Genomic DNA, 13002 nt, shown 5'->3' with positions numbered 1-13002 from the left:
CGGCTCATTGGAGCCGGGTGTGACCTGAGCCGTTCCACCCATGCGAAACGGACCCCGCCTGTATCTTTGAGGCGCCGTAGACCCTCGATCGGAGACAGCGTTGGTCGCACCACTCGTACTTCCGCTCGCCGCCGTGATAGTTGCAGGGGTCGGCGCGGCCGGGAAGGGCGTCACCGATCTGGTCCGGGCCAATCGGACGGTGAAGTCGGCGCAACGAGACCATGAGCTGGCCATTGCCGCTGTTGAGGTCTGCCAGGGCCGTACGCACAAGATCGCGGAGGACTACGGCAGGGACCAACTGCGCGCTCAAGCCGAAACGATCGGTCGGTTCGCCGCGTGGCTTGAGAAGAACGAGCACCTTGTCGAGCGACTCGACCGCAAGGTCGTCGCGGGGGTCAAAGTTGCGGTGCCCTCGCTGCCGAAGTTGAAGTTCGACGTCGAACAAGCGCGAACAGGGCTCATCGGCGGGTTCGGGGCTCTGGGTGCGGCGGCCAGCGCACAGGGCGCCGCACTCTGGGGTGTGACAACCTTTGCAGCGGCGGGCACGGGTACTGCCATCAGTGGTCTCACCGGGGCGGCTGCCACAAACGCGACCCTTGCTTGGCTCGGGGGAGGATCGCTTGCGGCAGGGGGCGGTGGCATGGCTGCGGGTGCGATCGTTCTGAACCTGATCATGATCGCTCCTGCAGCGTTCATCACGGGTATCACTGTCGGCATCGTCGGTGCCAAGCGGAAGACCAAGGCGCGGGAGTACGCAGCGAAGATCGCGGTTTCGATTGAGAACATGGAGACTGCGAAAGCACTGTTGGAGAGCGTCGACACGCGTATCAGTGAACTGCAGGCTGTTCTCTCCGGGCTGGTCATCCGGACGGAGCACGCGATCGACGAGCTTGAATCGCTCGACTTCGATCCAGACGTTCACGGCGCGGACTTCGTTCGAGCGCTGCAACTCGTGACCGCGATCGGTGAGGTGATCGAGACGCCCGTTCTCGATACTGACACCGGTCAACTCACTGAGGTGTCGATCAAGATCGTGGAGAAGTACTCATGAGTGAAGTTCCGGACATCACGTCACTGGGAAAGAAGGCCTCTGCCGCCAGCAAGGCCGTGCAGGCTGGCAACCTGGGCCAGGTGCTCTCCCAGATGGTCGACGCCGCAGATCAGTGGGTCAAGGTCATCCAGGAAGAGTCGACGCGGCGCGAAGAGATCCGTGCTTGGGAAGCAACCGAGCGGGAACGCATCGTCTCGCAGCGCGACGTACTTCTCCGCGGGCTGGAGCTGACCCACGACGAACGCCGCGAGAACTTCCGGCGCCTGTTCGACAACCTGGACGTCGCGATGCGCAGCAATGATGCCGCGACGGCTGCGAGTTTGCTCGACTCGATCACGGAGCTCGCCAAGTCGAGCCCGTTCAAGGACCTCGGGAACGTCGAGTTCGTCGTCAATGAGCTCAAGCAGCCTGACCGCACCTGGAAGATGTAACCCCCTGCGTCGGCCATCGACACCAAGATCAGGATGCGACCAGCGACGACGCTCCGCACGCAATGTAGCCAGAGCAGCCCGACTGGCTCGACATGTGGGACTACATCTAGCTGTGATGTCCAGCCACGTTGGTCGAGAAGCTTTGACGACACGATCTGATGTCGTAGATGAGTGAAGACCTCCCGATGTGGAGGGGAGCTGTCTAAGGAACCGCTCCCACCAGGAGGTTTTCGTGTCCCACGCTACCCACTCCAACGCTGCTCTCACGCCGTGTGCCCGGCTGCGGTTGGCGCGTCTGATCGTCGAGGCCGGCTGGCCACCTGCCCGAGCGGCCGAACGGTACGACGTGTCCTGGAAGACCGCAGCGAAGTGGGCGGCCCGCTACCGCGACGAAGGACCGGCGGGGATGCTCGACCGGTCCTCGGCGCCCCACCATCAGCCAAACAAGACACCGCCGCGATGGTCCGCAAGATCGTGCACCTGCGGTGGAAGCACCGGCTGGGGCCGGTTCAGATCGCCGACCGGCTCGGGATGCGGGCCTCGACCGTGCACGCGGTCCTGGTCCGGTGCCGGCTCAACCGGCTCACGCATGTAGACCGAGCCACCGGTGAGCCGATCCGCCGCTACGAACACGAAGGTCCCGGCGACCTGATCCACGTCGATGTCAAGAAGCTGGGCAGGGTTCCCGACGGCGGCGGCTGACGCTACGTCGGCCGCCAGCAAGGCGACAAGAACCGCGCCGCGACGGTGGCCGCCCGCACCCGCGCCGCCCGCAGCAAGTATCACCAACCGCTGTTGGGGACCTGCTACCTGCACACCGTCATCGACGACCACTCCCGGGTGGCCTACGTCGAGGCGCACGACGACGAGACCAAGGAAACCTCCGCGGCCGTCCTGCGCAACGCGGTCGCCTGGTTCGCCGAACGTGGCGTGACAGTGCAGCGGGTGCTGAGCGACAACGGCGGCGCCTACCGGTCGTTCCTGTGGCGCGACACCTGCGCCGAGTCGGCATCACCGCTAAGCGAACCCGGCCCTGCCGACCCCAGACCAACGGGAAGATCGAGCGGTTCCACCGCACCCTGGTCGAGGGCTGGGCGTTCAAAAGTTCTACGCTCCGAAACCGCCCGACTCGCCGCCCTGCCAGCATGGATTCACCTGTACAACTACCACCGGCCCCACTCGGCCATCGGGAAACGCTCACCCATCACCAGGTTGGACAACCTGGCTGGACATCACACCTAGCCGCTGGGAAGTGCGTTACTCCGCCGCGATCCGGGTCAGGGAGCAGTCCACTCTCGCCAAACAGAGGACCCTCGCACCACTCGACAAGCTCCTGAAGGCAGCACGCAGCGCAACGGTCGCAGCCGCGAAGGCCCAGCAGGCCTCCGAGGGTAAGTGACCTCGTTGCACGGTCGGTTGTCTGGCGGGCGAGCGCTCAACGGCTCTGCAGTCATGTCCCGCCACGGTGGGGGTGACAGAGGCACGCTGGTGCGCTGCTGCTTGACAGTCAACCTGATCCGCCGGCCGAGCCTGCGGACCCGTCGATCGACGGGCTGCCAGCGCACCTGGTTGCCTCGGCGGCCGGGCATCGGACCTTCAGTGTCAAGCCGTGGCCTTGCTAACGGGTCTTTTGCCGAGCACTGCTTGACAGTCACCGACCCATTGCCGGCCGCGGCCTCCCCCGCACCCTGCGACGCGAGCCCTCGACGGACCGACGGTCCGGGGCTCCGGACACTGGAGGTCCCTCATGTCCCACACGCAAACCCAGCCGAGCCGCGGCATCCGCGGCGGCAAGACCGGACTGCGACCCGGAGCGCTGGTCGCCCTGATGGCGGCCGATGACGATCGGCACGACCGCGACCTGACCGAGGTGGGCGATGCCATCGCCGTCGTCGAGGCAGAACTGATCGAAGACGACCAGCAGGCGCTCCCCGGGGATCTCATCGACGCGGTCCTCGACGCCTACCTGGAGAACGGCCGGCTGGTGCCGGCCAAGCACGCCGAGGTGTCCGGGCTGGCCCCCAGCGACACGCGTCGCCTGGAGCGGGCGAGGATGCTCGACAAGCTACGGGCCAGCGCCTTCGCGGACTCGACCCTGCACAGCTACGGGTACGGCGTCACGGCATGGCGGAACTGGTGCCGGCGCGAGGGCGTGCCGGCGTTGCCGTTCGACCCACTGAACGTGGCCAACCACCTCATCGACTACGCCTTCTCCTGGGAAGAGATGAGCGACGAGGTGCGTCGAGACGAGGACGGCAACGCCGTCAACGCGGTCATGGTCGGCACCGTGGAGCTCCGGCTGGCGTCCCTAAACAAGGCCGCCGAGTTCCTCGGAATGCCCAAGCCCGGCGACAACGAGGGTGTCCGAGAGCTGATGCGCGGCCTGCGGCGCACCTTCCTCTCCGCCAAGCAGCACCAGAAGCGCGCCCTGACCCACGACCTGCTGCTGCGCTGCCTCGAAGCGACCACCGGCCGCACGCTGGCTGCGCAGCGCGTGCGCGGCGCCCTCCTGCTCCGGGCGCGCACCGAAGCCACAGCTGGCCAGCTCGAAGCCTTGTCATGGGCTGACGTCACCCTGACTGCGGACGCTGTCGCCCTGGAACTCGCGCCCGTACACCGCCACGGCCGGACCCGGGAGATCGTCGTGGCGGCCCATCCGACGAACCCGGCCCTGTGCCTGGTCGGCGCCTTGCGGAGCCTTCGCACGATCTCCGCCCGCCTCGACCGGGTGTTCGCCCACGCGAGCGGCACGCCCTTGACCCGGCAGGCGCTGCACCTGGCCGTGCACAAGGCCGCCGCTCCGGCCGGGGGCTGGGCCGCGGCCCCCGGGCTGAGCGATCGGGAGTTGGCGCGGGTCATCGTGGACGGTGCCCTGGCTACACCGCTCCAGAGCGCTCGCGACCGCGCTCTGCTGCTGACCGGTTTCTGGGGCGCGCTGCGCCGCAGCAACCTGTCCGCGCTCAACTGGTCCGACCTCGTCGACCACGGCGAGGACGGGGTCGAGGTCATCCTGCGCAAGTCCAAGACCGACCAGGAGGGCGTCGGCACTTCCGTGTGGGCGCCGCCTTCGGAGACCGGATCGGGCACCCCGTGCCCGGCCACCGCGCTGCGCCAGTGGCACACCCAACTGACCGCCGCGCTGGGTCGGACCCCCTTGCCCAACGAGCCGGTCTTCGTCAGCCTCAGCGGCGGGGGAACCCTCCGGCTCAACGGTCGTGACCGCCTGACCCGGCTACCCGGTGAGGGGATCAACGAGATCGTCCAGCGGCTCACCATCGCTGCTGGCATCACGGCCAAGCCGAAGCAGCACGAGCGAAACCCGTTCGGCGCCCACAGCCTGAGGGCAGGGTTCGTCACCGAGGCCGCGATGGCCGGAATGAGCATCCCGGAGATCATGGGCGTCACCAAGCACAAGAGCCCCCAGATCGTGATGGAGTACGTCCGCCTCACGCGCGAGGCCAAGCAGAACGCGTCACGCCGTCTCCTCGGCCAGATCGGTAGGCAGGCTGCCTGAGAGGGGAACTACGTCAGCGGAAGTGCTAGCTGGAAGCTGAACGGGTCGACCCGCCGGATGTAGAGCTCGGCTGTGGCCACGTTCGCATGGTCGGTGACGGTCTCGGCGATCTGGGTGGGGGTCATCCCCATCTGGCGTGCGAGGGTCGCGGCGGTGACCCGCAGAGACCGGGTCCCGATGTTCTGGGTCCAACCGTCGCACAGGTCGGTCGGCGCGTCGATGAGCTGCTGCAGCCTGCGGTTCGCGGGTCCCAGGGCCAAAGGTCGGCCGTGCTGGGTCACCCACACCGGGTCGGTGTCGGTGGCGCCGCGCTGACGGCGGAGCGCGAGGTGCGTGCCGAGGGCACATGCCGGGCAGTGGGCCGGGCAGGTGAGCGGGCTGCGCTCGAGGTGATCGACGAACTTCGTCAGGCGTCGCCGGCGGCCTCCCTGCGCGACAGACTGAAGTCCTCCCTTGTGCTCCTTCGGAGCGATCTCGTGGACGTATCCGGTGGTCGTGGTCGCGATGTGTCCGAGCGACATCTGCTTCATCGTCTGGTGACGCAGAGCGGTCTGGATCCCGACGAGCAGATAGGCGACATCCTGGACGCGCCGTTCGTACTCCTCGTCGACGCACCTGAGCCACCACACCCGGTCGGTCGGCGCGCTGGCCGGGAAGGCCTCGCGCCACGAGGCGACCCGCACTTGGACTCGTGCGCTTCCGCGGGGGGTGGCCCGGTCCCAGGCTGCGCGCAGAGATCGGGTGTCCCTGACCGTCAACGGCCTGTCTGATGCGTCACTGGCGTCGAACAGTGGAAGGTCGACGTCGCCCGCGTGGTCCAGCGCGGCCGTCAGCGCGGCGAAGAACTCCGGCTGCGCAGTACGGTCCAGCAAGTGTTTGCGGCCGGTCGCATCGGTGACCACGATGTCCTCCTCCCGCACCGAAAAGGCGGACCGCGGCAACCGCTGGAGCGCCGTGCCGTATGCCGTTGGGTCGACGCCGAGCGCCTCGGCAACCGAGATGACGCCACGCAGCCGGGCCACCCTGTGCCCTTCGAGCCCACTGGACCGCGTAGCCACCGCGCTGAGGATCTGAGTCCCGCCGAGGGCGTCGGTGCGCGGCGTAGCCGGCCCTCCGGCCTGTTGTCGCTTGACTGCCAGCAGCCATGCCTTCATGCGTGATCCCCTCGGGTCGGGACGGCCGTCTCGCTCGTAGCTCTGAGCGATCCCGAGTGCGTAGTTGTTGCATGTGCCCCACGACCAGCCGTGCTCGAGGCGGTTGCTATGCAGGAAGCGCAGAAGCTGCTGCTCGGCAATAGCAGCATCGGGGAACACTGTTTGGTCGTTGGCCGCACACCAGACCTCGTACACACGGGTCGCGTCCCGGCTGTTGCGCGTCGGTTCCTGGTTCGTGATCTCGGCGGCAACCAGGGCGCGCGCCTCGGCGCGGCTCATGCGGTGGACCCGGCGAGGTTCCGGATGAGCTTGGTGGAGACGTCCTTCGCCGCGCTGGCGGCCAGGTAGGAGTTCAAGGTCACCCCCAACGTCTGGTGCCGCAGCGCGTCGCGGATCTCCTCCACGCTCCATCCGTCCCTGTGAGCCTGCTCCGCGAAGCCCTTGCGGGTGCTGTACGACGAGTACCGCCGATCAGACAAACCGGCGAGCTCGCACAGCACCCGCAAGTCTCTCTTGGCCGTGCCGGTGCCGCCCCCGCAACCGCGACCGCCATCGGCGACGCCGCGGCCGGCCGCGTCCCTTCTGCTCAGAACGTCGCTGACGATCAAGTTCCCACCGCGGCCGTGGACTGCGTCCCGTACGCACAGGTACTCGGCCACCAGGCTCGCCACCGAGACGGGACCGTCTCCCCATGCAAGCGGGCGAACGACCAGCTTGTCGCCACGCGGGTCGTCCTTGGTCCCGGCGAGATCGATGCGGTAGCCCGCCCCGGTGGGGTCGGCCGAGACGGCCATTCGACTCAGCCGCAGCAGATCGCCGCACATGCGGAAGCCGCAACTCCACGCCATCGCAGTCCAAGCGCGAGCGCGCAGCCACGTTCCCGCCTCTCCGCGCCGTCCGACGATGAGCACACACGCCCTACGAAACCCAGCAGCCTGCCAGTCGGTGAGGGCGCTCCCCGGCGTGAGGCGAGTGCTCCGCCAGCCGCTGGTGCTCCGATCCATCGGTACGCCTGCCCACACGCGATCCCGGAGTGCAGAGAGCCGCTGGCTCATTGCGGGCACCGGGTCGCCGCCGGCAGCCGCGGCCAGCAGCGTGCCGGTGCCCGGATGGTGGGTCACCACTGCCCGGACTGCACAGGCGGTGCAGTCCCACGGGACTCCCCGCATCCGCTCAACATGGTCACACGGGAACTCCTGGCCTCCCACCCGGACACTGCCGTCGCGCAGGTCTCGAACCTCGTCGACCTCGAGGTGGGCCAGATTCCGCGCCGTCATCTGGCCATCCATGGCGAGCAGTACGGCTGCGACGCAGGCGTCGAGCCGTGGCGTGGTGACCGGCGTGGTGGTGAGCATCGCAACGGCGTCGTCGCGAAGCAGGGGCTCGACCTCCCACTGTTCGGCAGAACTGGGGTGCGCCCTCTTCCGCTCGTTGGCATAGCGAGTCGCCCCCTTCATCAGGGTCTTCCACGCGCCGACGTTCACAGGGTCCTTGTGCGCAGGTACGACTCCCGCATCCGCGTAGGCCGCACTGACTGCCGCGAGGACGGTGTCGTGGGAACCCCGCATGTAGGGGTGGCCATCGCCCCGACGCCGGAGCAGCAGAGCCTCGAAGGCGCCGAACGGCGCCGAACGGCGCCGAAAGCGGGGCGACATCCAAGTCCTGGCAGTGGGTCTCCCAGATCGCCCAACCAACCTCATGGTTGCGAGCGGTGCCGGGCGCCTTGCCGAACTCTTGGATGAACGCGTTGATGCCCGCGTCGAGGCCGTTCCAGTCTTCGACGATGGGTGGTGTGTAGTACCGAGGTCTTCCGCCTGCCATGCTGAGCGACAGTCCGGCGGGACTGTGGGGGCGCCACCAGGTGGATGCGGAGGCTGACCGAAGCGTCCGCTCGTGTCGTGAGGCATCTGGCCTGGGCACCTCGTGCCCTATCTCAGGCTGGTTGCGACCCTGGTTCGACGTGACTCCGAAGTCGTGGGCCCCGCACTCGTGAGCTCGGCGCCGTCGAACCGGTAGACCTCGTGGCCGGCGAGCCGTAGTCGGCGGTCCCCGGCGATCATCTGCCCGTACAGGGTTGGGCTGGCAGCGCCCTGGGGGGCGCGTAGTGCTGCTTGCCGTAGACCTAGAGCACGACCCGGTGATGGTTGCTGAACGGAGGAGGAGGAAAGTCCAACCGTTGCCGGGCAAGCCTAGCGTTTCGCCGCCGCTCTGCCGCGCTCGCTGAGTCTGGGGATCTTACTGAGGGTGTCCCATTTGGGCCGAGCCAGACGAAGACGGGCATCTTTGGGTGTGCGGATAAATGTGAATGGCGGATTCAGGCACTCATTGAACCGTCGGCGTCGGGAGACGTCGCACCGTCGCTGGGCGCGTCCCGCCACAGCCATAGGCCCCCGTAGGTGGGTGTGCGCATAGGCATGGTCATGGCATCGAATGATCTCTATAGAAGGGCCGCGATATAGCGACCTATAGCCAAGCCACAGTCGGGGCGGGCTGCATCGGCGGGGCGACCGGAGAGATCGCGGCCAACCCAACGAAGCCGCGCGATGCCCAGCCATATCTCGGATTGTTTTAGGAAAGTGTCCCGTGGGCGGGATAATTCCCTAAACGCGCGTCGACAGTGTGGATGTGGCGACAGGGTCATCCCTGCCACGAGAAGCAGGCGATAGTGGAGATCGGCGTGCGGGAAGCTGCAGCGCGTCTGGCTGTCGGCGACTCCGGGTCAGGCAGATGCTCCGCGCCCGGGCGACTGACTGGACGGCAGCTCAGCGGCCGGCGGCTGGTCGACGAGGCGGACCTGACCGGCTGAGAGTGCACTCACCGGTGGTCAGTCGCCTCTAGCCCTGCCCACGCCTGGGGCTGCTGGACCTACTCGATGGCGGCTCGGCAGAGCCACTCAACCCTCCGCGCGTAGTCAGGTGCGCTCAGTTCTGAGGCTGCTGCCCGCGACGAACATGGATCCGTCGCGGTGGCGCTCACTGCTCACAGCACGCGCGAACTGCACCCGGTCGCAGGGCATTCAGCAGCGGTGAAGCGGTGGTTGCTGACCCGGGCTATTGCCCCGGCGCCTGGGCGGCGATCGCCGTCGGTGCCGACCTCGTCCGCGTTGCAGGTGTGCCGCGGGTCTATCTACGCGAGCACCACTGGGCTGACTTGGTCGAGGGATTGCAACTGCGCTCGTCCACAGCTCACTCCGCGGTGGTGGTGCGCGTGCCGCGGCAACTTTGGCCGGTCGCCGGTCGCCGGGCGACCCCGACGTGCGGCCCTGGCCGCCGACCTGCTCGACAACCTGGACTCGAGGGCGATCAGCCTGGCGCGCAGATGCTGGACGCGGCCGTCGCTCGGTTCTTTGGAGCTGCCGACCGGTGACGCGCCCCAGCGCACAATGACGCTTGGAGCCACGTAGTTCCGCGCCGGGTTTGCGGGTATTCGTCGTGGTCGCCAGGCGAAAACGCCGTCAGGTCAAGCGGCCACGCAGGTCATTCAGGAGGCAGCTACGTCTTCAATGTCGCCTACGGAGTCCCCTGCCCCCACCGGGGATCGGGACTTTAATCCGGACCACCCTCGGGATAACCGCGCGGCGGTCCCCCACGCACAGAGTAGCGGGGCGCTTCCGGGGATGCGGCTTCACCCGCGAAGGGCAGCCGCTCGGCCTGGCGTGTGGAAGTGGCGCAGGTGTTGTGAGTAGTGCCCCTCAGAGCGACGACCTGACCTGGTGCCCGGCATGCCCGGGTCTCCCGGACTGCTCGCCGCTAAGTGTCAGCGGGCCGGTCGCCGCCGCGAAGGTCGGACAATCGGGACGCTCCAAGGCCAATGCCCATGTGTGCTCGGTCTGACCTCAGAACTGCACGCTCAAGGTCGTTGCACTTCGCCCCAAGCTCGTCGACCACCGTCACGATCCGCAACTGTTCCGAGGCAGGCGGCAAGGGCACGGGGACGGCACCGAGAGATCGGCCGGTCAGATGCTTGATCGTCGCACCGGTGAAAAAGGACGCGAGGAAACCACTCGTCGCGTAGCAGCGAAGCATGTAAGCCAGATACCAGGCGTTGATCCCCGGTCGTGGACGCGCTCGATGAAGCGCCTTCTGGATCACCATGCCCTCAACGCTGGCATCGCACACTGCAGCGCGTCCCGGTTCCCCTCCTTCACAGATGACCAGATCGCCCTCGCGCACGGTATAGGCATCCAAGTCTCGGTCTTCCAGCCTGAGTTCGTAGACGTCCGAGATGTCGAAGCCGAACCAGCGGACGTTCGCGTTCCTGAGATAGGGCCGGGCGGGACCCGTGTTCTTGGCCTTATCCAGCATCTTTCCGAGGCGGCTCTCCGCGACCTCGTCGAAGCGCGCCCATGTCCAGCCAGCTGGGATCGGGTACGGCTCCACAACAGGATGGCGTCGCTTACCGGGTAGCAGGGCCGATGCGGGACTGTCGCCTGAGTCTTGCCCCGCCAGCCTTCCACGCAACGCGAGTTCGAGGATGGCCTGGTGAACGTCGGCGGCACTCTCCCGCTGCTCAGTGATGACTGGCCACCTCATGCTGACTTGCCCCCACGTTCGCTGCAGGTCGTCGGCGGTCCTGGCCGCGGTTAGGGCGTCAAGGCCTGAGGCTCGAAACTGGGCAGTGGCGTGACCCCGGCGCTTCTGCGCGGCCTCCAGCCTGTCGCACAACTCCAACAGTTCGTCCACCCTCGCGACGATCCGCTCTTGCTCCGGCTGAGGCGGAATCTTGACAGGAAGGTTGGCGAGATCGTCGTAAGAGATGCTCGGAAACGTGGTTCCCTTCCCCGCCGCAAGGAGCTGGCTGCCGAGGTTCCACATGACGATGTTAATGAAGTCCTGGGCCTCCCAGCCTCTGACTAGAGCCACACCACGGCCGATGCAGGCGTTGGAGCCCGCGATATTCGTTCTGCCGGTCGTTGCCCCGCGCACGCACACCAGCAAATCACCCTCAAGGCACATGCGGGTGGGGGCGGTCGTGAATTGTGAGGTGAGTGTCCGTCCCAGGGGCTCCGCCGAGAACTCCACGGGCCCGTTGATGAGGGGAACGCCCTCGCCCGTCCGGTTGTAAGAGTCACCAGGCGGCGAGTTGCCCATCACAACAAGGAATGTCTCGCCAAGGACTACTTCAGTCCAACCCTCCGGCACCCTGGTTGCTGTCTTCGGCCTCGCCGCCCTTGTTGTTGATACGTGTCCGCGTATCCGGAGCGCGTCCTGGGCAGTCTTTCGCGACTGAACTAGCCGTTCGACGAGCAGGTCTGCCGGTTCATCCGCCGGGTCCTGAGGCACAAGTTGGCCATCGATAGCCAGATCGAGCACCAAGCTACGCAATCCTTGGATGCCTCCGGGGGCCTCCGCAACGGTGCCGAACTTCTCGAGGAGGTCCTGCGCGTCCATCAGCGCCTCAGCAGCGCTTCAGCGAGGGCAGCGCGGAGAGCTTCGCGTGCGACTTCGACATTGTCTCTTGCTTCGGCATAGCGCTGGAAAAGAACCTCGGGGTCCTCGTGCTTGTCGTCCCCCACGTTCGGATTGGCGATGTCGAGGTTGTAGCCGCCCGCGGCGATGTCCTCTACGGGAACCTTCCAGGACTGCGGGTTCTCTTCCCTCGCATTCCACCACGCCTTTTCAGCAGTGAACTCCTCGATTCGCATGGGCTTGGTTTTCGAGTAGCTCTTGTAGTCGTCTGGGTACGGGTGCTCGTAGAACCAGGTTTCCTTGGTGGGCTCACCCTTGTTGAAGAACAGAATGTTTGTCTTGATCGTCGTGTAGGGAGCGAAGACGCCTTTGGGCAGGCGAACGATCGTGTGAAGGTTGCACTCCTCAAGCAGCTTTTTCTTGATTCGCGTCTTGATCCCCTCGCCGAAGAGGGTCCCGTCAGGTAAGACAACGGCTGCTCTTCCTCCGGGCTTCAACAGCTCCATAACAAGAACGAGAAAGAGGTCCGCGGTCTCTCGGGTTCTGAAAGCAGCTGGAAAGTTGGTCTCGATTCCATCCTCTTCGATGCCGCCGAACGGGGGATTGGTGACGACGATGTGGACCTGATCCTTCGTGGTGTAGTCCCTCAGGGGCCGTGCGAGGGTGTTGTCGTGCCTGATGTTGGACGGATTCTCGATGCCGTGAACCATCATGTTCGTCACGCAAAGCAGATGCGGCAGTGCCTTCTTCTCCACGCCGTGGATGGATTCCTTCGCCAGGGCTAATTCGGCGGGGGTCGACGCCTGCTGCTTGAGCCGCTCGTAAACCGCCGTGATGAACCCGCCCGTCCCGACTGCGGGATCGAGCGCGGTTTCGCCGAGTTGGGGGTCGATCATGTCGACCGCGAACTGGGTGACGGCTCGTGGCGTGTAGAACTCGCCTGCGTTCCCGGCGCTTTGGAGCCCCTTGAGAATCTGTTCGTAGATGTCGCCAAACAGGTGCCGGGTCTTCGTGTCGTTGAAGTCGATGTCCTGGTTGATCTTGTTGACGACTTGGCGCAGGAGCGTGCCGGACTTCATGTAGTTATAGGCGTCCTCGAACGCAGCTCTGAGGAGTGCGCCGCGGCTTCGCTGCTTGTTGGTGAGCGTGTCGAGATCGAGGTTCTTCAGCGTCGGGAAGAGCTGGTTGTTGACCAGGTCGAGGAGTGCGTCACCGGTGGGGGCGTCCTTGCCAAGGGTCTCCGCGTCGGCCCAGGCATCCCAGCGCAACTCAGGCGGGATGGGGGACTCGTAGTTGACGTCATCGAGCTCGGCCTCGATCTCGAGGTCGCTATAGATCTTGAGGAAGAGGAGCCAGCCGAGCTGTCCGATGCGTTGGGCGTCGCCGTCAATGCCGGCGTCCCTACGCATGATGTCTTGCAGGGCTTTGATGGTGGCGGACAAGG

Annotated in this window: 7 protein-coding genes and 1 pseudogene; 4 read left to right on the top strand and 4 right to left on the bottom strand. The window is 66.2% G+C overall.

Annotation, left to right across the window (positions count from 1 at the left end):
- The first annotated feature begins 100 nt into the window (after positions 1-100).
- The 4 genes and pseudogenes from K1X13_RS05265 to K1X13_RS05250 all read left to right on the top strand — a co-directional run bounded on the left by K1X13_RS05265 (position 101) and on the right by K1X13_RS05250 (position 4996).
- Entirely contained in the window at positions 101-1051 is a 951-nt protein-coding gene (locus tag K1X13_RS05265) for a hypothetical protein (protein WP_221023929.1), read from the top strand.
- Positions 1048-1482 (top strand): hypothetical protein, encoded by a 435-nt coding sequence (locus tag K1X13_RS05260; RefSeq protein ID WP_221023928.1) that lies wholly within the window; start codon positions 1048-1050, stop codon positions 1480-1482. The genes K1X13_RS05265 and K1X13_RS05260 overlap by 4 nt, the downstream gene beginning before the upstream one ends.
- A 232-nt stretch (positions 1483-1714) precedes the next feature.
- Positions 1715-2724 (top strand): annotated as a pseudogene (locus tag K1X13_RS05255) (IS481 family transposase).
- 505 nt (positions 2725-3229) lie between these two features.
- A complete protein-coding gene (locus K1X13_RS05250; RefSeq protein ID WP_221023927.1) occupies positions 3230-4996 on the top strand; it encodes a site-specific integrase in 1767 nt (588 codons plus the stop codon).
- Between the two features lie 8 nt (positions 4997-5004).
- Here K1X13_RS05250 and K1X13_RS05245 read toward each other — a convergent pair whose 3' ends face one another.
- The 4 genes from K1X13_RS05245 to K1X13_RS05230 form a co-directional block, all read right to left on the bottom strand.
- On the bottom strand, positions 5005-6429 hold the full coding sequence (locus tag K1X13_RS05245; RefSeq protein ID WP_221023926.1) for a site-specific integrase: 1425 nt from the start codon (positions 6427-6429) through the stop codon (positions 5005-5007).
- Positions 6426-7634, bottom strand: coding sequence for a site-specific integrase (locus tag K1X13_RS05240; protein ID WP_221023925.1), 1209 nt, complete (start codon positions 7632-7634; stop codon positions 6426-6428). The genes K1X13_RS05245 and K1X13_RS05240 overlap by 4 nt, the downstream gene beginning before the upstream one ends.
- Before the next feature lie 2265 nt (positions 7635-9899).
- Complete coding sequence (locus K1X13_RS05235; RefSeq protein WP_221023924.1) at positions 9900-11540, bottom strand: restriction endonuclease subunit S; 1641 nt, start codon at positions 11538-11540, stop codon at positions 9900-9902.
- The gene (locus K1X13_RS05230) at positions 11540-13000 is read right to left on the bottom strand and encodes an N-6 DNA methylase (protein ID WP_221023923.1); all 1461 of its coding nucleotides are present in this window, start codon (positions 12998-13000) and stop codon (positions 11540-11542) included. Before K1X13_RS05230 ends, K1X13_RS05235 begins: the two co-directional genes overlap by 1 nt.
- Between the last annotated feature and the right edge of the window lie 2 nt (positions 13001-13002).

It is taken from the genome of Nocardioides jiangsuensis (assembly GCF_019679455.1).
GTDB lineage: Bacteria > Actinomycetota > Actinomycetes > Propionibacteriales > Nocardioidaceae > Nocardioides_C > Nocardioides_C jiangsuensis.
The sequence above is the reverse complement of the archived record's forward strand: the minus strand, read 5'-3'. Positions and strand labels throughout refer to the sequence as shown.

Bases quoted from the DNA above. Each gene is read 5' to 3' on its own strand.
- K1X13_RS05250 (WP_221023927.1), top strand. From the start codon at position 3,230: ATGTCCCACACGCAAACCCAGCCGAGCCGCGGCATCCGCGGCGGCAAG.
- K1X13_RS05235 (WP_221023924.1), bottom strand. From the start codon at position 11,540: ATGGACGCGCAGGACCTCCTCGAGAAGTTCGGCACCGTTGCGGAGGCC.
- K1X13_RS05260 (WP_221023928.1), top strand. From the start codon at position 1,048: ATGAGTGAAGTTCCGGACATCACGTCACTGGGAAAGAAGGCCTCTGCC.
- K1X13_RS05245 (WP_221023926.1), bottom strand. From the start codon at position 6,429: ATGAGCCGCGCCGAGGCGCGCGCCCTGGTTGCCGCCGAGATCACGAAC.